18 protein-coding genes and 1 pseudogene are annotated in these 21,799 nt (G+C 67.9%); 6 read left to right on the top strand and 13 right to left on the bottom strand.

Translation table 11 applies throughout. The features are described from left to right. Positions 1–2: 2 nt before the first annotated feature. Positions 3–1,211, top strand: coding sequence for an acyl-CoA dehydrogenase family protein (locus tag ACXDF8_RS25050; RefSeq protein WP_457225968.1), 1,209 nt, complete (start codon positions 3–5; stop codon positions 1,209–1,211). A gap of 1 nt (position 1,212) precedes the next feature. Further along, the gene (locus ACXDF8_RS25045) at positions 1,213–2,676 is read left to right on the top strand and encodes an aldehyde dehydrogenase family protein (protein WP_457225967.1); all 1,464 of its coding nucleotides are present in this window, start codon (positions 1,213–1,215) and stop codon (positions 2,674–2,676) included. Positions 2,677–3,066: 390 nt separating this feature from the next. Here the strand turns inward: ACXDF8_RS25045 and ACXDF8_RS25040 are convergent, their stop codons facing one another. The 4 genes from ACXDF8_RS25040 to ACXDF8_RS25025 form a co-directional block, all read right to left on the bottom strand. Beyond that, positions 3,067–4,116: a substrate-binding domain-containing protein gene (locus ACXDF8_RS25040; protein WP_457225966.1), complete on the bottom strand. Its 1,050-nt coding sequence runs from the start codon at positions 4,114–4,116 to the stop codon at positions 3,067–3,069. Positions 4,117–4,181: 65 nt separating this feature from the next. Then, positions 4,182–5,219, bottom strand: a complete 1,038-nt coding sequence (locus ACXDF8_RS25035; RefSeq protein ID WP_457225965.1) for an ABC transporter permease — start codon at positions 5,217–5,219, stop codon at positions 4,182–4,184. Next, the gene (locus ACXDF8_RS25030) at positions 5,216–6,757 is read right to left on the bottom strand and encodes a sugar ABC transporter ATP-binding protein (protein ID WP_457225964.1); all 1,542 of its coding nucleotides are present in this window, start codon (positions 6,755–6,757) and stop codon (positions 5,216–5,218) included. Before ACXDF8_RS25030 ends, ACXDF8_RS25035 begins: the two co-directional genes overlap by 4 nt. Then, positions 6,754–7,794, bottom strand: coding sequence for an NAD(P)-dependent alcohol dehydrogenase (locus ACXDF8_RS25025; RefSeq protein ID WP_457225963.1), 1,041 nt, complete (start codon positions 7,792–7,794; stop codon positions 6,754–6,756). Before ACXDF8_RS25025 ends, ACXDF8_RS25030 begins: the two co-directional genes overlap by 4 nt. A gap of 289 nt (positions 7,795–8,083) precedes the next feature. On the opposite strand from ACXDF8_RS25025, the gene ACXDF8_RS25020 reads away from it, so the two are divergent. Together ACXDF8_RS25020 and ACXDF8_RS25015 are read left to right on the top strand one after the other, a co-directional pair. Then, positions 8,084–9,004: a sugar-binding transcriptional regulator gene (locus tag ACXDF8_RS25020; protein WP_457225962.1), complete on the top strand. Its 921-nt coding sequence runs from the start codon at positions 8,084–8,086 to the stop codon at positions 9,002–9,004. A 24-nt stretch (positions 9,005–9,028) separates the two neighbouring features. Further along, positions 9,029–9,793, top strand: coding sequence for a GolD/DthD family dehydrogenase (locus ACXDF8_RS25015; protein WP_457225961.1), 765 nt, complete (start codon positions 9,029–9,031; stop codon positions 9,791–9,793). Between the two features lie 3 nt (positions 9,794–9,796). Here ACXDF8_RS25015 and ACXDF8_RS25010 read toward each other — a convergent pair. The 6 genes and pseudogenes from ACXDF8_RS25010 to ACXDF8_RS24985 form a co-directional block, all read right to left on the bottom strand. Further along, positions 9,797–10,549, bottom strand: a pseudogene (locus ACXDF8_RS25010) (L,D-transpeptidase); the annotation flags it as partial. A 223-nt stretch (positions 10,550–10,772) separates the two neighbouring features. Further along, positions 10,773–12,215 carry an MFS transporter gene (locus ACXDF8_RS25005; RefSeq protein WP_457225960.1) on the bottom strand — a complete coding sequence of 481 codons (1,443 nt, stop codon included), beginning with the start codon at positions 12,213–12,215 and terminating at the stop codon, positions 10,773–10,775. A gap of 163 nt (positions 12,216–12,378) precedes the next feature. Continuing rightward, entirely contained in the window at positions 12,379–13,554 is a 1,176-nt protein-coding gene (locus ACXDF8_RS25000; RefSeq protein ID WP_457225959.1) for an amidohydrolase family protein, read from the bottom strand. Beyond that, positions 13,541–14,848, bottom strand: coding sequence for an aspartate aminotransferase family protein (locus tag ACXDF8_RS24995; protein WP_457225958.1), 1,308 nt, complete (start codon positions 14,846–14,848; stop codon positions 13,541–13,543). The genes ACXDF8_RS25000 and ACXDF8_RS24995 overlap by 14 nt, the downstream gene beginning before the upstream one ends. Beyond that, on the bottom strand, positions 14,845–16,350 hold the full coding sequence (locus ACXDF8_RS24990) for an APC family permease (RefSeq protein ID WP_457225957.1): 1,506 nt from the start codon (positions 16,348–16,350) through the stop codon (positions 14,845–14,847). Before ACXDF8_RS24990 ends, ACXDF8_RS24995 begins: the two co-directional genes overlap by 4 nt. Positions 16,351–16,395: 45 nt before the next feature. Continuing rightward, complete coding sequence (locus ACXDF8_RS24985; protein ID WP_457225956.1) at positions 16,396–17,757, bottom strand: type I glutamate--ammonia ligase; 1,362 nt, start codon at positions 17,755–17,757, stop codon at positions 16,396–16,398. A gap of 116 nt (positions 17,758–17,873) precedes the next feature. Between ACXDF8_RS24985 and ACXDF8_RS24980 the strand changes: the two genes are divergently transcribed. Further along, positions 17,874–18,671 (top strand): class II glutamine amidotransferase, encoded by a 798-nt coding sequence (locus ACXDF8_RS24980; RefSeq protein WP_457225955.1) that lies wholly within the window; start codon positions 17,874–17,876, stop codon positions 18,669–18,671. Positions 18,672–18,675: 4 nt separating this feature from the next. Next, entirely contained in the window at positions 18,676–19,539 is an 864-nt protein-coding gene (locus ACXDF8_RS24975; protein WP_457225954.1) for a MurR/RpiR family transcriptional regulator, read from the top strand. A 3-nt stretch (positions 19,540–19,542) separates the two neighbouring features. Here ACXDF8_RS24975 and ACXDF8_RS24970 read toward each other — a convergent pair whose 3' ends face one another. The 3 genes from ACXDF8_RS24970 to ACXDF8_RS24960 form a co-directional block, all read right to left on the bottom strand. After that, positions 19,543–20,442: a LysR family transcriptional regulator ArgP gene (locus ACXDF8_RS24970; RefSeq protein ID WP_457225980.1), complete on the bottom strand. Its 900-nt coding sequence runs from the start codon at positions 20,440–20,442 to the stop codon at positions 19,543–19,545. Then, positions 20,439–20,606 carry a hypothetical protein gene (locus ACXDF8_RS24965; protein ID WP_457225953.1) on the bottom strand — a complete coding sequence of 56 codons (168 nt, stop codon included), beginning with the start codon at positions 20,604–20,606 and terminating at the stop codon, positions 20,439–20,441. Before ACXDF8_RS24965 ends, ACXDF8_RS24970 begins: the two co-directional genes overlap by 4 nt. 96 nt (positions 20,607–20,702) lie before the next feature. Beyond that, positions 20,703–21,799: cytochrome P450 (locus tag ACXDF8_RS24960; RefSeq protein WP_457225952.1), on the bottom strand; the 1,097-nt coding region annotated here is incomplete at its 5' end.

Below are 21,799 nucleotides of genomic sequence, written 5' to 3'. Positions count from 1 at the left end.
CCATGAGCACCGCCGCAGCACCGCCCAAGAAGGACACCGCCGGATCGACCACCCGCAGCCCGCTGGAGTTGTTCGACACCGACCGGCTGCTCGACACCGACGAACGCGACATCGCGGCCACCGTCCGCAAATTCGTCGAAACGCGGCTACGCCCGAACGTCGAGGATTGGTTCGAATCAGCCACGCTGCCTAAAGAACTCGCCAAGGAGTTCGGCGAGCTCGGGGTGCTCGGCATGCACCTGCACGGGTACGGATGCGCGGGCACCAATGCCGTCAGCTACGGCCTGGCGTGCCTCGAGCTCGAAGCCGGCGACAGCGGATTCCGCAGCTTCGTCTCGGTGCAGGGTTCGCTGTCGATGTTCTCGATCTACCGCTACGGCTCCGAGGAACAGAAGAACGAGTGGCTGCCGCGGTTGGCCGCTGGTGAGGCCATCGGGTGCTTCGGGCTCACCGAGCCCGACTTCGGTTCCAATCCGGCAGGCATGCGCACGCGGGCCCGCCGCGACGGCAGCGACTGGGTGCTCAACGGCACCAAGATGTGGATCACCAACGGCAATCTGGCCGATGTGGCCACGGTGTGGGCACAGACCGACGACGGTGTGCGCGGGTTCTTGGTGCCCACCGACACTCCCGGTTTCACCGCGAATGTCATCCACAAGAAGCTCTCGCTGCGGGCGTCGGTGACCTCCGAACTGGTGCTGGACAACGTGCGACTGCCCGCCTCGGCCCAGCTGCCGGAGGCGAGGGGTCTCGGTGCCCCGTTGTCCTGCCTCAACGAGGCACGCTTCGGCATCGTGTTCGGCGCATTGGGCGCGGCACGCGACAGCCTGGAGACCGCGATCTCCTACACACAATCGCGTGACGTGTTCGACCGCCCACTGTCGAGCTTCCAGCTCACCCAGGAGAAGCTGGCGAACATGACCCTCGAGCTCGGCAAGGGCATGCTGCTCGCGATCCATCTCGGCCGGATCAAGGACGCCGAGGGCGCCAGTCCGGAGCAAATCAGCCTGGGCAAGCTCAACAACGTCCGCGAAGCCCTGGCCATCGCCCGCGAGTGCCGAACCCTGTTGGGCGGCAGTGGGATCACCCTGGAGTATTCGCCGCTGCGCCACGCCAACAACCTCGAATCGGTGTTGACCTACGAGGGCACCTCCGAGATGCATCTGCTGTCGATCGGGCGGGCCCTGACCGGTCAAGCCGCGTTCCGCTGAGATGGCAGGGACCGTCGAACTCCGGCAGCTGATCGCCGGGGTGTGGTGTGCGGGCAGCGGCGACACGATTTCCAGCGTGAATCCCACGCGTCCGGAAGTCCTTGTCGCCGAGGGTGGCTCGGCAACGGTGTCGGATGTCGACCGCGCGGTGGCGGCTGCCTGTGAGGCACGAAGATCCTGGACGGCCATGCCGATCCACCAGCGCGGCGCGGTGCTGCTCGACGCCGCGGCGATCGTGGATCGCAACGCCGAGGACTGGGGCCTGGAACTGGCCAGCGAGGAGGGCAAGACCAAAGCCGAGGGCATCGGCGAGGTCCGGCGGGCCGCACAGATCCTGCGCTACTACGGCAACGAGGGCGACCGGCAATCCGGTGAGATCTTCGCCTCCCCGCGCGCCGGAGAACAGATCCTGGTGACCCGCAAGCCGGTCGGCGTGGTCGCGGTCATCACACCGTTCAACTTCCCGATCGCCATCCCCGCCTGGAAGATCGCCCCGGCGCTGGTGTACGGCAACACCGTGGTGTGGAAACCGGCCAGTACCGTTCCGCTGCTGGCGATGCGGCTCGCCGACGCGTTGAGCACGGCCGGCCTGCCCCCGGGCGTGCTGAACCTCGTCGTCGGCGAGGCGGCGATCGGCGACGCGGTGGTCGGCCATCCCGGCGTCGACGCGGTCAGCTTCACCGGGTCGACTCGAGTAGGCCGCCAGATCGCCGCGGCGGCCGCCGCCCGCGGTGTCCCGGTCCAGGCCGAGATGGGCGGCAAGAACGCCGCCGTCGTGCTCGACGACGCCGACGTCGACCTCGCGCTCGAGCAGGTGATGCTCGGCGCTTTCCGGTCCACCGGCCAGAAGTGCACGGCGACATCGCGATTGATCGTGACCGAGGGCATCGCCGACCGGTTCCTCACCGCGCTGTCGGAGCGGGCGGATGCACTGGCCGTCGGCGACCCCACCGACGAGGCGACGCAGATGGGGCCGGTCATCAGCGGCACCGCCCAACGCGGCATCTACGGCGGAATCGGCGCGGCCATCAACCAAGGCGGTGAGGTACTGACCGGCGGGCAGCCCTACTTCAAAGGCATCCTGGCCGAGGGCTTCTTCGTCGCACCCACCGTCATCGAACTGACCGGCCCAGCCGACGTCTGGACCGACGAGCTGTTCGGACCGGTGGTTGCGGTGCGCCGGGCCACCGACGCCGACGAGGCGTTCGCACTGGCCAATGACAGCGAGTTCGGCTTGTCCGCCGCAGTTTTCACTCAGGACGTCACCCGGGCGCTGCACGCCGTCGAGCACCTCGACGTCGGCGTGCTGCACATCAACTCAGAATCGGCGGGCGCGGACCCGCACGTGCCGTTCGGCGGCGCCAAGAAGAGCGGCCTGGGCCCCAAAGAACAGGGCACCGCCGCGCGGGAGTTCTTCACCCACACCACGACCGTGTATCTGCGCGGTGGGCAGCCCAGGGCCTAACCGACTGAGGCTGATCGGCAGTGCGGTCCTGGCGTCGACTGTGCGTTCACGGCGGGAATCCAGCCTGGATTTCGCCACCGACGCACACTGGAAGCCCGGACCGCACAGCCGAAACGAGGTTGATGCGGAACTGGCGCGGCAGGCTTAGGTCGTCGCGCCGTTGCCGGCACAGCGGGCCCGCTGGCGCTTCGCCTTTTCCTCCTCGGCAAGCTGCTCTCCCCGGAGAACGCGAACCATTCCGACAGCTCCACCCCGAACAGGTTGGTCAGCCCGATCGGGTGCCGAAGAGGGTCCGCTGCGGCGTGGTGTTCTCGGGCGGGCCGTCCTGGGCCACGGTTTTGACCATGACAGATCGCTTAACCAGATCTGGCCCTCGGTGTCGACCGACGCTCAGGGCTGCTTCTGGCCGGGGATGCCCTCGTAGGCGATGTCGCCGGTCTTGAGGTTCTGGGTGGTGAGTTCGGAGAGGCCGTCGAGGAACTTCTGCCGCTCGGTCACCACGTGCTGGATGGCCACGTCGACGTTGTCCTTGGTGATCGCCGGCATGACGTACACGGGCTTGGTGTCGACCTGCTCCTTCTTGGCCAGCGCGTTGGCGACAGCCAGTCCCGCCGAGAGCTCCACGGTGCCGTTCTGCAGCGACGTACCGATGAACTCACCGCTCTTCACCGCATTCAGCCCGTCCTCGATGCCGTCGATCCCGACGATCGGCACGTCGGTGCGACCGGCCTCCTTGAGCGCCTGCAGCGCTCCCAGGCCCATGTCGTCGTTCTCCGCGACCACGGCATTGATCTGCGGCCCGAAGCCGGAGATCCAGTTCTTCATCTTATTGACGGCCTCGTCCCGCTTCCAGTTCGCGGTGTCCTTGGCCAGCACCTTGATATCGGGATACTTGGCCAGCACGTTGTTGATGCCCTTGGTGCGGTCGAGCTCGCCAGACTGTCCGAGCGGGCCCTGCAGGATCACGATGTTGCCGCGACCGCCGATGCGGTCAGCCATCATCTGCATCTCCTGCTGCCCCGCCGCCACGTCGTCGGGCTGCACGCTGCCGGCAACGTCGGGGTTGTTCAGGGCCGCGTTGACCGCCACCAGCGGGATGCCCTTGGCCCTCGCCGCGGCGACCTGCGGGCCCAGCGAGTCAGCCTGGATGGGCACCACGATGATCGCGTCGACACCCTGGTTGACCATCGAGTCGATCTGGCTGGCCTGTGTCGAGACGTCGAGATTGGCCGAGTTCCAGACGAGTTCGATGTTGTTGGCCTTCGCGTAGGCCTCCATCCCCTCCTTGCCGGCGGTGATAAACGAGCTCATGTCGTAGACGGTGACACCGATTCGCTTGGTGTCCTTGTTTGCGGTGGTGTCACCGGCGCCGCAAGCGGTCAGGCCAAGGCCGAGCACCCCGGCCGAGGCGATCGCCGTGATCGTGGTGATGATGCGCATCTTTGGTTTCTCATTTCTGCTATGCGGTGAGTTACGGCTATCCGATTGGCTTGCGGCGCAAGAGATCAGGTGCGCCTCCTGGAGGACCACACGTCGACGGCCACCGCCGCGACGATCAGCACGCCCTTGATCACGTCCTGCCAGTAGGCGGGCACGACCAGGATGTCCAGGCCGTTGTTGAGCGTCATGATCATGAACAGGCCCAGGGCAGTTCCCCACACGGTGCCGCGCCCGCCCATCAGGCTGGCGCCACCGATCACCACCGCGGCAATCGCATCCAGTTCGTAACCCTGGCCGAGGTTGGGCGGCCCGGAGATGACACGGGAGGCGAGCATGACGCCGGAAATTCCGGCCAGCAGGCCGGAGAACGCATACACCGAGAACAGCACGTTCTTGGTGTTGATGCCGGCGATCTCGGCCGCGTTGCGGTTCCCGCCGACGGCGTAGACGCGCATGCCGTAGGTGGTGCGCTTCATGATGATCGCCAGCGCGATGATCCCGGCGATCATCAGCAGTACCGGGATCTGCAGACCGAGGATCTTGGTGTTGGCGATCGACCCGAACTCCGCGGGCAGACCGTTGATCGGTGCGCCGCCGCCGATCACGTAGGCCATGCCCGAACCAGCGGTCAGCGTGCCCAGGGTGGCGATGAACGGCGGTACCGCCAAGCGGGACACCAGAACACCGTTGACGCTGCCCGCTACCAGGCCGACGGCCATGGCGACCAGTACCGTCATCCACACCTGGCCGGGGTGGGCTTTCGCGGTGGCTGCGGCGGCCATGGCCGACACGGCGATGACGCTGCCCACCGACAGGTCGATACCGCCGGTCAGGATGACCAGCGTCTGGCCGAGCGCGATCAGGGCGAACGGAGCCGCCGCCACGAGAATGGTGATCAGATTCTGCGGTGTGGAGAACCTCGCACTGCGATAGCTGAAGTAGGCGATCACCAACAGCACGACGATCACCATCGAATAGCGCAGCGCAACACCGGTAAACCACCGACCGGAGAACAGCTTCACGGGCTCACCCGTAATCGGTGAGGCCACCGTGTGCGCGCCGAGCGCCTCTGCCGGCGTGCCGTCGGTGTCGAGGGAGGTCATGATGCCTTCTCCTGGTTGGGGGAGTCGTCGATTCTCGCGTCAAGAGCGGTGGCCAGCCGGAACACCGACGCCTGGACTTCGGGGTGATCGAGGGCGTCGCGATCCAGTTCGCCCACGAAGGCACCGCCGCGCATGACGAACGCGCGGTGCGACAGCCCGACGATCTCGGGCATGTCGGAGGAGGCCATCAGCACGGCCATCCCCTGGGCGGCGAATTCGGTGATGATGCGGTAGATCTCGCTGCGCGCGCCGACGTCGACGCCACGAGTGGGTTCGTCGAGCAGCAGCACGTTGACGTCACCGGTGAGCCAGCGGGCCAGCACCACCTTCTGCTGGTTACCGCCGGAGAGGGTGCCGACTTCTTGGCCCAGTCCGCGGCTGCGCAGCCGCACCGAGGACATCACGTCGGAGACCGCCTTGGTGCGGGCCTTGCCTCGCAGCCAGCCGGCGATCGAGAACGACGACAACCGGGGAAGCGAGCCGTTGTCCAGCACGCTCATCGACAGCACGACACCGGAGAGCTTGCGGTCCTCGGGCACCATCGCCATGCCGGCGGTGATGGCGGCGGCGGGATGATTGCGTTTGACGTGCTGGCCACGGACCGCGATCTGGCCTGCCGTGGTGCGGTGTGCTCCGAAGATCGCTTCGAGCAGTTCGGTGCGCCCGGCCCCGACCAGACCGGCCAGCCCGAGAATCTCACCGGCCTTGACAATGAACGAGACGGGCGCGGTGGCACCTTCGACCTGCAAGTCGCGGACCTCGAGGACGGTGTCGGCGCCCGGCTCCGGCCGGGGTGGGAACAAGGTATCGAGCTCGCGCCCGATCATCGCGGTGACGATGTCGTCGTCGGAGACCTCGGCGATCTGCTCGTCGAGGATCAGCCCGCCGTCGCGGAGGACGACGACCCGGTCGGCGATGGCGCGGATCTCGGCCATCTTGTGGGTGGTGTAGACCATGGCGACGCCGTGCTCACGAAGCCGGCGAACGATCTGATACAGGCCCTCGACCTCGCGCTCGGAGATCGCCGAGGTGGGCTCGTCGAGCATGACCACCTGGGCGCCCGTGCGGGCGGCCTTGACGATCTCGACGATCTGGCGCAGCCCGACCGGCAGGCTGCCCATTCGGGCGGTCGGCGGGATGGCCACATCGAAAACGGCCAACGTCTCGCTGGCCTCGTGAATCATCGCCCGCCGGTTCAGGAACGGGCCGACCGTCAGTTCCCTTCCCACGAAGAGGTTCTCGTAGACCGTCATGTCTTCGATGGAGGCAAGTTCCTGGGGCACGATCGCGACCCCATGCCGTACCGCTTCCCGGGTGCTTCCCGGGGTCAGCTGGGCGCCCTTGACCGAGACGGTTCCCTGGTCGGCGGAGTACTGGCCGCTGATGATCTTCATCAGGGTCGACTTACCAGCCCCGTTCTCTCCTGCCAGCGCGGTGACGCTGCCCGGCTCGAGGTTCAGCGTCACGCCCCTGAGCACCGGGACACCGCCGAAGCTCTTGTGGATGTCGTTGCAGGACAACAGCTCCTCGCCGGTCATCGCGGCAGCACGATCGACTTGAGACTGGCCGGGTCGGAGTCGCTGTCGAGCGCGTCGGCGACGTGGTCGAGGTCGTAGTGCGCGGTGACCATCGAGTCGAGGTCCACCGCACCGGAGGCCACCAGGTGGATGGCCGCCGGCCAGGTGTCGGTGTAGCGGAACACTCCGGTCACGTTGAGCTCCATGGCCTGGATGTAGCCGATGGGCACCGGGTAGTCCTCGGCGCCCATGCCGACCAGCACCACATGACCGGCCGGACCGACGGCCTTGATGCCGCTGACCACCGCCGGCGCGGCTCCACTGGCGTCGACGAAAGCGTCCACCTTGGGATCGAGGGCCGCGACGTCGTCGATGGCCGGGTCGAGCACCTCGGTGGCACCGAACGCGCCGACGCGGTCCCGACGCGAGGCCACCGGGTCGGACACCACGATGCGGGCTGCGCCGAACGCGCGGGCAGTCTGGGCACAGATCACGCCGATCGGGCCCGCCCCGGCGATCAGGATCGAACTGCCCGGTACCACATGGGCTTTGCGCATCGTGGCGATGGCCACCGACAGCGGCTCGAGCAATGCAGCGGCCTCGTCGGACATCGACTCGGGCACCGGATGGGCCATGTCATCGTCGATGACGACGTAGCGGCAGAACGCGCCGTCGACCGGCGGGGTGGCGTAGAACGCCATGGCCGGGCACAGGTTGTATCGGCCGGCGCTGCACTGCGGGCACCGCCGGCAGGGGTGTTGCGGCTCGACGGCGACCCGCTGGCCCACTCGAGCGCCGTCCACGCCCTCGCCGACGGCGGCGATGCGCCCGGACAGTTCGTGCCCGAGCACCATTGGCGACTCGACGACGAAGTCACCGATGCGGCCGTGGCGGTAGTAGTGCACATCGGATCCGCACACCCCGACGGCGGCGACCTCGACGAGCACCTGGCGCGGACCGGGTGCGGGCACGGGGCGGTCCTCGACGTGAAGGGCGCCGACGCCGGTCATCACGCTCGCACGCATGGTGGCCGGGGTCGGCTCGGCGGTTGCGGTCATGAGATCTCTCCTCGGGACAGGTCAGCGGCGCAAGCTACGCGCCACGTCGAGCGGATCCACCTGCGGTAGGTACCCGGCCGTGACGGCGGCCGCACCCGGGGCTGCGGCGTGGGGGCGCGCGACTCGACACATCACCCCGTCGCCCCCGCACCCATCTCCACACCCGCTCATCTGTGACACCGACCGCTCATCTGATTGTGTGTGGTACGGATCATTGTCTAGGCTATGCTCACATGTCAACCGCTCCGCTCATACGAGCGTTCGGCTCGGTGGACCGGAAGGAAGCGCCATGGGACCGGATGAGCTGTTCCAGCGCGCCGTAATTGCCCGGCGGTACTACCTCGAGGGACGCACCCGAATCCAGATCGCCGAGGAATTCGGGCTGTCCCGATTCAAGGTGGCCAGGATGCTCGAGGAGGCCGTCGAGTCGGGCATGGTGGAGATCAAGATTCACAATCCCGGGTCCATCGACCTCGAACTATCGACCGCTCTGCAGCGCCGCTACTCGCTGCAGCACGCGTACGCGGTCGCCGCGGACACCACCAATCCGGCCGACCGGGTCGAGGCGGTGGCCAAGGCGATGGCCGAACTGCTGCAGTCGATCCTGCGCGACGAGGATGTGATCGGGGTGGACTGCGGCCGAACGATGACCCATATCGCGCCGTACCTGAGCGCGCTGCCCCGGTGCGACGTCGTCCAGCTGACCGGGATGGCGGGCGCGCTGACCACCAACGGTGCCGACTTGGCCCGCCGGCTCGGCGAGATCACCGGGGGCACCTCGTGGCCGCTGTACGCGCCACTGGTGGTCTCCGATTCGCGGACCGCGGAGAGCCTCGTCGGAAATCCGCAGATCCAGCAGACCTGCGCCCAGCATGCCAAGGTCACCTGCGCGCTGGTCTCGATCGGGGCGTGGGGCCCGAACACGTCTCAGGTGTACACGTCACTGAGCGGCGCCGAGGCCGACCAATTGCAGGCAGCCGGTGTGTGCGGCGAGACGTGCGCACTGCTGGTTGACGCCGAGGGCAACCGGGTACCCGGGCTCGATCAGCGCCGGATGGGGATCAGCGAGGCCGCTCTTCGCGCCATCCCCACGGTCATCGCCATTGCCACCGGGCCGGAGAAGATCGCGGCCACGAAGGCGGTACTCCGTTCGGGACTGGTGTCGTCACTGGTCACCGACACCGAAGTCGCCGCAGCCGTCATGGCCTGACACACCGAGAGGACCCGAGCTGAAATGACGGAACCCACAGTCGATTTGGATTTTCGTCTGGATGACAAAGTCGCGTTGGTGACCGGCGGCGCGTCCGGCATCGGCGCAGCCATCGCGGCGGCGTTCGCCGCCAAGGGCGCGCGGGTCGCCGTGGTGGACCTCAACGAGGATGCGGCCGTCCATACCGCCTCCACTCTGGCGGGAGAGAACCGCGGATTCCGTTGTGACGTCGCCGATCCCGATTCGGTCAGCGCCGCGGTCGACGCGGTGGCCGAAGCGTTCGGCCGGATCGACATCTTGGTCAACAGCGCGGGCATCGTCATGCTCGCACCCGCCGAGGAACTCGCCCTCAAAGCCTGGGACGCGACGATCGACGTGAACCTCAAGGGCACCTTCCTGATGTGCCAAGCCGTCGGAACCCGGATGCTGGCGGCTGGTCACGGCGTGATCGTCAACATGGCGTCGCAGGCTGCCACTGTCGCACTCGAGCAGCATGTCGCCTACTGCGCGTCCAAGTTCGGTGTGGTCGGGGTCTCGAAGGTGCTTGCCGCCGAATGGGCGGGGCGCGGTGTGCGAGTCAATACGATCTCACCGACCGTGGTGTTGACCGAGCTCGGACACAAGGCCTGGGACGGGCCGCGCGGCGACGCACTCAAGCAGCTCATCCCCACCGGCCGGTTCGCTTATCCGAACGAGATAGCCGCCGCTGCAGTCTTTCTCGTCTCCGATGCGGCGGCCATGATCAACGGGGCCGACCTGCTCGTCGACGGCGGCTACACCATCAAGTAGCCGTCAGGCCCACTGCTCCCACGGGACACTCCAGTCGCCGTTCTGCCAGAGCTGCAACGGTTTTCCACCGCTGTTGCGGACCTCGACGACATCTCCCGGAATGGAGAAGTTGTAGAACCACACCGCGTTGTCGCGGTTGAGGTTGAGGCAGCCGTGGCTGGTGTCGGTCTTGCCTTGGGCCCACACCGTCGCATCGAGCTCGTGTAGGTAGACCCCGTCGGTGCTAATCCGCACCGCATAGTTGATCGACTCCTTGTAGCCCAGATGGGAGTTGATCGGCAGACCGTAGGTCGAGGAATCCATGATCACCGGATTGCTCTTGTCCAAGACGGTGTACACGCCAGGTTGAGTCCAGAAGCTCAAGGTGGTGTTGCCGACCTTCTCGGTGCCGCCGCGCCCCATCGAGGTGGGCATAGTGCGCACCAGCTTTCCACCGTCGAACACACTGACCTGCTTGGTGGCGTCGTCGGCGATCGACATGTGCGAGGCGCCGATGGTGAACGTCAGCGGCGGATTCTGGCCATCGGCCACGGTGACGGTGGTGCCCGGCGCGTAATACTGCGGCGGGCGCCAGTGCGCCGTCCGGTCGTCGACCCAGTGCCAGGCGCCGGTCACCGGCGGCTCGGTGTCGACCTGCAGCGCCTGCTCGGCCTCGCCGCGGTCGACGGGCGCGGCGAAGTGCGCGACGACGACCGTCCCGATGCCATAGGTGCCGCCGTTCTGCAGCGCGGCACCCGAGGTGGTGGTGAACGAGACCCCGGGCAGGATCGGGTCGTCGGCGTGAGCCACCGCGGGCGCACCGGCCAGCATCAGCAACAGCGCCGCTACCAGCGGCAGCAGGGCCGCACACTTGCGGCGAACCTCGGTCATTACGCGCACCCCACGCTCGACGAATGGACCGCTAGATCATGGTGGATCGCGCCGGTGGCGGCCAGCCCGGGGTGGCAATCTTCGCAATTGCTGTGAGGTGGCTGGGAATTCATCGATTCATTGCCATATCCGGTGGAGTGCGTGGCATCGCGGCGACGGCGACCGCGGTCACGACGGCGACGACGAGGACCCCGATGAACACCGCCGTCGAGCCGGCCTTGATCAGCGTGGGGCCCAGCGAATGCACGTCCCCCGGTCCGAAGATCGAGTTCGCGACGGCCCCGAACACAGCGACGCCGACCGCGCTGCCCAGTGAGCGGGCGAACATGTTTGTCCCGGTCACCACGCCCCGCTCGGCCCAGCCCACCGAGGACTGCGCAGCGATGAGGGTCGGCACCGCCAGCAGACCCATGCCCGCCCCGATGAAGAAACACACCACGGCCACCAGCGCGACGCTCGGGGTGTGTGCGATGGCCACGAGCACCGACATCCCGGCGATCACCACCACCGCGCCGGACACGGCAGTCTTCTTGAATCCCCAACGCAGGTAGAAGAATCCCGCCGCGCTGGCGGTGGCCGGCCAGCCGATGGTCAGCGCAGCGAGGGCGAGCCCCGCCACCACCGGCTGCACCCGAAGCGCCCCCTCGAGATAGGTGGGCACGTACGACGTCAGGCCCATCAGGATGGCGCCCACCCCCACCGCGACGACGGTGGTCGTCGACAGCAGCCGGCGGGAGAAGACCCACAGCGGCAGGATCGGCTCGTCGGCGCGCCGTTCGGCCAGCACGAACCCGATCAACATCGTCACGCCGATCACGAACGCACCGATGCTCGGCGCCGACATCCACGCCCAGCTCTGTCCGCCACCGAGAATGCCGAGGATCAGCGCGGTCATCGCCACCGCCAGTAGCAGTGCGCCCAGGTAGTCGACTTTGCGGCGGGTGTGCTCGATCGACTCGTGATAGTGGCGCATCAACATCGCGGCGGCGACTAGGCATAGCGGGATGTTGATCAGGAACACCCCGCGCCAGATGCCCCACTGCGAGAACACCCCGCCCAGCGTGGGGCCGATCACCGAGGAGACCGCCCACACGCTGGCCAGATAGCCTTGCACCTTGGCTCGTTCGGCCAGGGTGTAGATGTCGCCGACGATCGTCATGGCAGTGGGTTGCACCGCCCCGGCGCCGATGCCCTGGACGGCACGAAACACGATGAGCGCGGGCATGTTCCAGGCGATTCCGCACAGGATGGAACCCAGCAGGAAGACCCCGATGCCCAGCAGCAGCACGGGCTTGCGGCCGAAGACGTCGGAGAGTTTGGCGTAGATCGGCGTGGTCACGGCCTGACCGAGCAGATAGGCCGAGAACAGCCAGGGAAACTGCTCGAACCCGCCGAGCTCACCGACGATCGTCGGCACGGCTGTCGCCAGCACCGTCGAGTCGATCGCCACCAGGCCGGTACTGAGCATGACCGAGATGAGGATGGGCCCGCGTTCCGACCGGAAGCCGACAGCTGTCGCGGCTGTCGAACTCGCCGGGTCGTCGATGTGCACGCCTGGTCCTTCCCGTCGCTACGTCTGCACCGGCGCACCGGCGACCCACCACTGGCCGCGTCACTAGCGCGTCACTAGCGCGTCACTAGCGCGTCACAACAATCACGGTGAGTGAAGGTATTCCCCTCGACCGTAGCGATGCCGCGGCCGCCGGGCGAGCGAGTTAAAGCCCGTAGACACGGGTGGCGTTGTGCACGCCGATCAGGTCGACGATGCGGATTGCGTCGGCCTCGCCGCAGTCCCCGGTGCGCACCCAGTCGCCGAGCACCAGGCCCATGGCCCGGCGCCACAACACCGAACCCAGCAGGTGTAGCTCCGGCGGTCCGAAGGCATCAGAGGAGAACAGTTGCTTGGCGAACGGCGCGGTGTCGAGCGCTTCACCGACCAGCGCCGTCGACCGCGGCCCCAGGTAGTTGATCGCCAGGCCAACGTCGAAGTTCACGTGGTCGAACGCCTGCGCCAAATAGCCGGCCTGCCGGTGATACGGGTAGCAGTGCAGCAGCATGACCGGCACCGGAGCCATCGTGCGCAGCAGGGGTAACAGAAGCAGCGGGTCGGTGCGGTTGAGGTCGAGGTCGCGGTCGCCGAAACCGACGTGGACCTGGATGGGTAGGCCGGCGGCCGCGGCCTCGTGGACGCCGAAGGCGATGAGCACCGGGCTGTCGAGCCGCAACGGTGCCGGGCGGGCGGCCAGTTCCTGCGCCGCCGCGACGACGTCGGCGTCGGTGGGGCGTGACCAGTCGATGTCGAAGTTGGTCCGGTAGGCGGCGATCGTCTTGGTTCCGACCGTGTCCGGGGACGCGGCCGCCTCGGCCAGTGCCGCGCGGAACGTATCTGGGAAATCCACTGGGCTGGTGCCGGTCTCGAGCAACTCCTCGGCAAGGCGCTCCAGGCGCAGGATCGACGACGACGGGCTGCCGCTGACCTCGGTCAGCTCGTCGGGGGTGCTGATCAGATCGCCTTTGAAACCGGTGTCGACGATCCAGCGGGCGATGCCGGCGGCGCCCAGCATCTTCGCCGTCAGCTCGTCGGGAGCCAATTCGCAACGGGTCGACCAGTATTCGTCGGCGCCGGCGAGCGGCTCCAGTCCCAGGACCGGTGCACACCAGCGACGGATGGCCAGTCCCAGCGGGGAGTCGAACATCGTCATGAACGCCGGGACGGAATCGGTGGAACCCTCGTTGATCGACGCCTCGAAGGTGGCGCGGTCGACTGGCTTGGTGAACGCACCATGGACGTGGTGGTCGATCAGGCGTACCCCGCGCAGATGGTCGGCGAGCCCGGCGGGCACTTGCGCCTCGACCCCGGCGAACATATCCAGCACTTCACCACCCGGCATATCGGGCGACCTCCTCTGCATCGACTCTGCCCGCGGCGGCGTCGGCGATCGCCTGTCCGACGATCTCCGCGGCCCGGACCGCCTCGGTATCGGTCAGCACCAGCGGCGGGGTGATCTCCAGGACATTACCGCCGACGTAATAGACCACCGCGCCCAACTCCCAAGCGCGGTAGACCACTTGGGCCGCCAGCCGCGGATCTCGCTCGCCGGTGGCGGGATCGACCAGTTCCACACCGATCGCCAGGCCCCGGCCCCGCACGTCGCCGATCCGGTCGGAGCCGGGCGACCCGGCGAGGGCTCTCAGTGCCCTCTCGAGCGTCGTTCCGGCGGCGGCGGCGCGTTCGGCAAGTCGATCGCCGACGATGGTCGCCAGCACCGCCCGGCCCGCGGCGGCGCACACCGGGTTTCCCGCGGTGGTCAGTAGAGCCGCGGCCGGCGGAGCGTCGAGGATGTCGGCCGGGCCCACCGCGGCGGACAGCGGCAGGCCGCCGCCGAGCACCTTGCCGAACGTCACGATGTCGGGCACCACGCCGTCGTGGTCGAACGCGTGTAGGGTGCCGGGCCGGCCCAGGCCCATCTTGACCTCGTCGCAGATCATCGGGACACCGTGGCGCCGGCACAGCGCCTGCAGCTGCGCGAGGAACCCGTCGGGGGGGACGACCAGGCCGCCGTCGGAGAGGATCGGCTCGACGATCAGGCAGGCGATCGAACCGGTGGACAACTGGGCTTCGGCGAGCTGCAGACAGTTCGCGACGTCGGCGGCGGCGTCGCCGCGTGCTGGCCGAAAAGGGTTGGGATAGGGCAGGAAAACCGCATCCGGATCGGCCGGCGAGCCGGCGTCGACGTGCACCCCGGACACGCCCATCGCCAGGCCGACCCCGCCGTGGTAGCTGTGCTCGAATGCCAGCACCGTGCGTCTACCGGTGGCATGCCGGCAGGCGCGCAGCGCCACGTCGTTGGCGTCGGAGCCGGCGTGCCCGAGGTAGACCCGCCGTTCGCCGGTGCCGGGCACCAGGGCGAGCAGGTCCTCGGCCAGCCCCACCGAATCCGGGTGCACCGCCGAGAGGCCTCCTGCGCCAGGGGCATTGCGCACCGCGCGACTGACCGCCTCGACTACGGCGGGGTGACCGTGCCCCAGGCCGCTCGCGGTCCAGGTCGCTGACAGATCCAGCAGCTCCCGACCGTCCGGGGTGATCAGTGTGCAGCCCCGCCCGGACACCACCTCCAACGGGAAGAACCGCAGCTTCTCGATGCCGGCGATCGCCGCTTCGTCGCGAGCGTAGAGCGTGCTCATTCGACAGGGGCGCCGGGATGCATGTGCGGCGCCATGTCCAGTTCCACCGACAGCGACTCTCCCACCCGCTTGGCGATGCGGGAGGCGGCGATGGCGATGATCAACCCGACAGCACACCAGTACAGTCCCAAAAGTGGTGCTGCTGCTATTGTTTCGGAGTCTTTGACGTTGAACCAGAGCACGACGAGGATCACCGCAGCACCTAGCAGCGGCAATAGCAGCCCCAACACCTTGCCGTTGCCACCGTGCACGCGCGCGAATTTCGGTGCGCCGACAAACCACGCGGCAGCGAGCTCGACCAGCAGGTAGCAGACCATCAGGCACACCGAACCCGCCACGGCGAACAGGAAGTAGGTGTTGATCGCGGCGTTGCCCGTGCCCATGTCGGGCCAGCCCGAAGCCCCGCAGATCAAATCCACGACCAGTGCGACGACGACCACCAGCCAGGTAGCCCGGCGCGGACCGCCGGTCTCGGCGTGGATGTGCGCCAGCGCCTTGGGGCCGAAGCCGTCGCGCCCGAACGCGTACAGCATCCGGCCGGACGTGGCCGACGTCGCCAGGTGGCACCCGAACGCGGAGACGATGGCCGTGAAGATGATCACCAGCGAGAACCACTGGCCGATGTAGGTATTACCCAAGTCGCCCAAAGTGTTTCCGGAGTTCTGGAAGGCCGTCAGCCCCGCCTCGTCGGTACCGAAACCGACGACCTCGGCGAACATGACGACGACGAACAACACGCCGGTGAGGATCAGGGTGCCGGCCAGTGCGCGCGGGATGTTGCGCTTCGGGTCGTCGGTCTCCTCCCCCATCGAGGCACACGCCTCGAAGCCGGCCCAGGACAGGAAGGCCGCCACCACGCCGGCCAGGACGGCCGACGCCGACACACCTCCGCCGGAGAACGAGAACACCGAGAAGTCGACACCGGTGGCCGGGGCGCCGCCCTTGGCGAAGATCACCACCACCAACACGATCATCGCCAGGATGCCGACGCCCTCGATCGCCAGCAGGATCTTGGCCAGCAGCTGAATGTCACGGCCGGACAACAGGAACGAGATCACCGCGCCGATCACGACGATCAGCAGCCACGGCACCTGGTAGGGGTTCTCGCTGCCCGGCTGCAGCGCGGCGATGAACGAGTTGACGAACGCCGCGGTCAGGGCCAATGTGCCGATGGAAAACCCCCAGTAGGCACCGAGCATCGCGAAACCGGAGAAGAATCCGGCGCGGGGCCCGATGGTGCCGCCGACCAGTCCGTAGGCCGACCCGGCGTGATTGAGGTGGCGGGTCAGCCGCACGAAGCTGTAGCCGACCAGCGACACCCCGACCAGGCCGATGAGGAAGACCAGCGGGATGGCCTTGCCCACGGTGGCGATCAGGCCCTGGCCGTTGCCGGACATCGCGAGCGTCGGTCCGACCAGCGCCACCGAGAGCGCGAGCGCCACCCAGAACGGCAGGCGGCGGTGCGGAAGCTGGTCGGCCTCCGTCGATGTGGTGGTACTCATCCACTGTCTCCTTTTCTGTGCAGCTTTCGCTGCGCTCCTACCCGCTCAACAACTCCAGGCCAGCCGCAACGTCTGGCAGGTCTGCGCCAACGGTTGCCCGCCGAATGTCTCGATCTCGTAGCGGCGCACGGCGGCGAGACCCTCCACCATCGCCGGCCCCAACAGCTCGGCGGCCACGGCGGAGGACTCCAGCGCTTCGATGACGGTCCGCTGGTCGGTGGGTAGCGGTGCCGGGGCACCGACAGATGTGCGAGGATCGTCGGGCACTTCGTCGGGAAGCTCTGCGTCGGTGTCGATTCCGCGCAGCGCGCTGCCGAGGAACGCCGCCGTCGCAAGATAGGGGTTGGCGGTCGGGTCGACGAGCTTCAGCTCCGCGTTGGCCCCGTGCGGGTTGCCGGGCGTGGCGGCGACGAAGCGCACCGCCGCTTCCCGGTTCTCCAGACCCCAGCACGCGGCGGCCCCCGCCCAGTTGCCCGGCTTGAGCCGTGCCGCGGACAGCGCCGAACCGGCGTAGACACCCAACAGGTCGGGCAGCGTCTGGATCACGCCGGCGATCGCCGCCCCGCCGGACGGCCGGATGCCGTACGGGCCGTCACCGCCGGAGAACAGCGGGCCGTCGGCGTCGGCGAGGGACAGGTGCAGGTGGGCGCCGTTGCCGGCCTCGCCGTCGAACGGGACCGGTGAGAACGAGATCTTCAGGTTGTGGCGGGCGGCGGCACGACCGATGACGATGCGGGCCAGGACCACCGCGTCGGCGGCGGCGACGGGCGGCATCGGGGGTAGGGACACCTCGAGTTGGTCGTGGCCGTATTCGGTGTGGATCTGCTCGAGACACAACCCGGCGCGATCGGCGGCACGGGCGATGTCGACGAGGAAGGCCGACCGGTCCAGCGAGGTCCGCATCCCATAGGGCGACCACAGGTCGGTCGAGGCGTGCGTGCCGTCGGCCGCCAGCATGGTGCATTCCAGTTCCGCACCCACCCGGACGGTGAACCCTTTTGCTGCGGACCGGGTTTCGATGGCTGCGAGCAGCGAGCGCGGGCACAGCGGCGCGGGCTGGCCGTACTGATCGTGCAGGCTGCCCGGCGCCCAGGCCACCCCGTCCTCGACGATCCGCAGGTCGGACGGATCGATACGGATGCGCAGATCCCCCGCGACGCCGATGGCCGGGGTGAAGGCGATGCCGCTGTCCACGCAGAACACACTCCAGGACGGCGACACGCCCATCCCGGACCACACGAAGGCCCCCAGCCGGTTGAGCGGCACGTACTTGCCGCGTGTGACGCCGGCCGGGTCGGTGAGCGACCCGGCGACCAGTTCGACACCGGCCGAGCGCAGTTCTTCGGTACACCGGGCGACGTCGGCGTCGGTTGGGTGCCCGTCCTGGACGCCATCGAGCAGCGGCATGCAACCTCCAGAGAAAACGGCGAGACGATGCGAACCCTATGACACAAATGTTTCAGAATCTTTAAAAATCTTCGTTTACGATTGATTCATAAGATTTCTGATCGGAGGATTCCGGTATGTGCAGGTTGTTGGGGGTGGTCTCGACGTCACCGGTCTCGGTATCCGAGGCGGTGGGCGCCTCGACGGTCAAGGACTTCGTCGCACTGACCGCGGTCCACGGTGACGGGTGGGGCGTTGCGCGTGTCACCGCGCCCGGTCTGTCTCCGGCCGCCGAGGTATCGGCACTGAGCGCCCTGGACGACCCGGCTTTCGGCGCGGCCGTCGCCGACGTCACGGCGGTGGCCAGTCTGGTGCACCTGCGCTGGGCAACCAGCGGCCTGGCAGTGGAGCCGCAGAACTCCCACCCGTTCGTCGCCCACGGAATCGCCATGGCGCACAACGGCTCCATCAAGCCGATGACGCCGCTGAACGATCTGATCGAGCCGGAGATCGCCGCGACGCTGCGCGGCAGCACCGACAGCGAGCGGTATTTCGCACTGATCCGCCAGCACCGGCGCAACTCCCCGACGCTGGCCGAGGCGGTTCGGCGCGCGGTCGCGCAGCTGCGCGAGCTCTACCCGGAGGCCAGCCTCAACGCACTCGTGCTCGGCGAGGATCAACTGATCGCCGTGCACGCCCACGCACGCAGCCGATTGCTCGCCGAGGACATCGCCGAGATCAGTGCCACCGACCTGCCGGCCGAACACTTGGAGGACTACTTCGCCCTGCGGTTCGCCCGGCCCGACGACACCACGGTGGTGGTCGGGTCGACCGGCTTCGGCGAGCTGGAGTGGCAGCCGCTGCCCCCGGAATGTGTCACGGCCGTGTCGCTGACCGACCTGTCGCTGCAGATCCTGCCCGTCGTGGCAGATTGATCCCGTGCCCGAGGAGAACTCCGCCACCGTCGCCGCACGGGCGAACGCCGCACTACCGCGGCTGAGCCGCGCGGAACGGCGGGTGGGGCGGGCACTGCTCGCCGACTATCCGAGCGCCGGACTGGCCAGCGCCGCCCGGTTGGCCGAGCGGGCCGAGGTCAGTCCGCCTACGGTGCTGCGGTTCGCCCAGTCGCTGGGTTTCGACGGGTTCACCGACCTGCAGGTCGCGTTGCGCGCGGAGTTGTCCGCCCAGTCCAACGGACCCATCACCCGCCTGCCGGACGCACCGGCAGCTGGTGGCACGCTGGACCGGCTGTTGCAGCAGGCTCGTGCCCAAAACGACCGCGCCATGGAGACTTTGACCCGGCTGCCGGTCGAGGCGCTGGACGCCGCAGTCGCGCTGCTGGCTGACACCAGCCGCCCGTTGTATCTGCATGGTGGACGGTTCTCCATCTTGCTGGCCGCGCACCTGGCCGCTCACCTGGAGCAGCTGCGGCCCGGTGTCCGGCTGCTGGCCGACCCCACCGGCCGCGACCTGGGCACGATGATCGAGCTGAGCCGGCGCGACGTCGTGGTGTTGTTCGACTACCACCGCTACCAGCGCAGCGCCGCCGAGCTGGCCGCCCGGATCCATCGAGCTGGTGCCAGCATCGTGCTCATCACCGACGAGTTGACCTGCCCCGTGGCACCCGACGCCGAGGTGGTGCTCGCCGCCGCCAGCACCGTGGGCACCGTCTATCAGAGCATGGCCGCCGGATTCCTGTTGACCGAGCTGCTCATCCCGCTGGTGATGGACGCCGTCGGCGAACCGGCGCGCACCCGGATGGCGCTGTGGGAACAGCAGCGCCGCGCCGAGCTGCTGGGCTGAGGCTCACCTGAGGTCGAGACCGGCGGCCGCGGACATTATTGCCGCCGTTGTTCTTTCGAGAAGGGCGGTGTCCAGCTTCCAACACTGCCAGAAGAGCGGGACGTCGAGGTGGACGTCGGCGATCCGCACGAAGCTGCCGTCGGCCAGGGCGGCCCGCGCCGACTGCTGGGGGTACATCCCCCAGCCCAGGCCGGCCCGCACCGCGACGCCGAAACCTTCCGCGGTCGGCACGTAGTGCACCGGTCGGCTGATGGCACGGCGGAACACCTTGCGCACCAACATGTCCTGCAGCGCGTCAGCGCGATTCCAGGCGAGCGACGGCGCTTGGGCCACGGCCTCGGCGGTGAATCCGCTCCGCAGGTAACGCTCCACGTAACCGGCGCAGGCCACCGGTACGTAGCGCATCACCCCGAGCGGGCGGACCCGGCAGCCCGGTACCGGCGCGCGTTCGGTAGTCACCGCCCCCATCACCGCGCCTTCCCGCAGCAGCCGGGCAGAGTGATCCTGGTCCTCGATCCGCAGATCGAACAATACGTCGGGCAGGCCGGCCAGCACGTCGGCGAACCACGTCGCCATCGAATCGGCATTGACCGCGATGGCGATCCGCGGCAGCGGCAGCACCGTCTGCCCGCCGGCCATTTCGGCGACGGCCTCGGCCTCCAGCATCGCCATCTGGGCGGCCAGCCTGAGCAGCGGAATGCCCGCGGCAGTCGGAACGCAGGGCTTCGCGCGGACCAGCAGCACCTGGCCGAGCTGTTTCTCCAGCGCTTTGATCCGCTGGCTGACCGCGGACGGCGTCACATGCAGTTGATCGGCCGCGGCCTCGAAGCTGCCGAGTTCGGCGATCGCGGCGAAGGCTGCCAGCTGGCCCGAATCCAGGCGGGCCTCCCCGGCCCTGTTCAGTAGCAGGGATCCGAGCCGGGGGCGTAGTACGGGACGCCTTGCGGGGTGTAGCACGGCGGCTGACCCGAGGCCGCCTGCGCTGCGGGGGCTGTCACCACCGGCACCGCCGCTGGCACCGCTACCATCGCCATCGCGCTCAACAGCGCTGCTGCCAGCTTCTTCATCGTCCGTACTCCCCTCGTGAAATCCGGCTCACCCGCATTATGGCTGCCTGTGGGTGGCGTCGCCGGTTAATCGAGCGAGGAGTCAGCCGCTGGTAATCACTTCAGCGAGTACCGGATCGGCAGGTGCTTAAGGCCTCCGACGAAGGTGGTGGCCATCAGTTGCGGGTCGCCGGTGAGTTCGATCGACGTGATCCGCGGGACCAGCTCGGTGAAGAAGCTGTGCATCTCCATGCGCGCGAGCGCTGCACCGAGGCAGAAGTGCACCCCGTAGCCGAATGACAGGTGCTTGTTGGGGTCACGGCCCACGTCGAAACGCATCGGATCGTCGAACACGTCCTCGTCGCGGTTGGCCGAAACGTAGGACAGCAGTACCGATTCGCCCTTGGCGATCGGCACGCCGCGGACCTCGGTGTCGGCCTGAGCGGTGCGCATGAACTCCTTGACGGGCACCACGCAGCGGATCATCTCTTCGACGGCGGTGCCCATCAGGCTCATGTCGTTCTGCAACCGCGCCAGCTCACCGGGATTGCGCAGCAGCTCCAGCAGTCCGCCGGCGATGCCGGCGCTGGTGGTGTCGTGTCCGGCGCTGGCCACGATCACGTAGTAGGAGGCGGTGTCCATATCCGACAGCGGCGCACCGTCGATGGTCGCGTTGGCGATCGCCGAAGCCAGGTCCTCGGTGGGTGTTTCGCGGCGAGACGCGGTCAACGCGGCGAAGTAGTTGAAGAAGTCGAGCAACACCGCGAGCATGTCCTCGGTGGTGTTGCCGCGCTGGAATTCGCTGTCCTCGCCGCCGAACATCTCCTGGGTCAGCTTGAGCATGCGGGGGAAGTCCGACTCAGGCAGACCCAGCAGCGACAGGATCACATACAGCGGGTAGTTGACCGCGATCTCCTGGGCGAAGTCCAGCTCCGGGCCGCGTTCGACCATCTGGTCGACGTACATCTTCGCCAGCTCGTCGCACCGGGTTTTCAAGGCGCGCATGGCTTTCGGGCGGAACCAGTCGGCGCCGATCTTGCGTAAGTCGCGATGGTGCGGATCGTCGATGTGGATCAGGGTGCTCAGACCGATCCCCGCTTCGCGGTCGGCAAGCAGCTTCGCGTCGAGCTCCGTCTCCATGAGCAACGGGCGGGGAGCGTTGGTGAACAGGTCATTCTGCCGCTCGATGGCCATCACGTCGGCGTGCTTGGTGA

It is taken from the genome of Mycolicibacterium sp. CBM1 (genome assembly GCF_054073305.1).
This window is presented reverse-complemented; position numbering and strand designations above follow the sequence as displayed.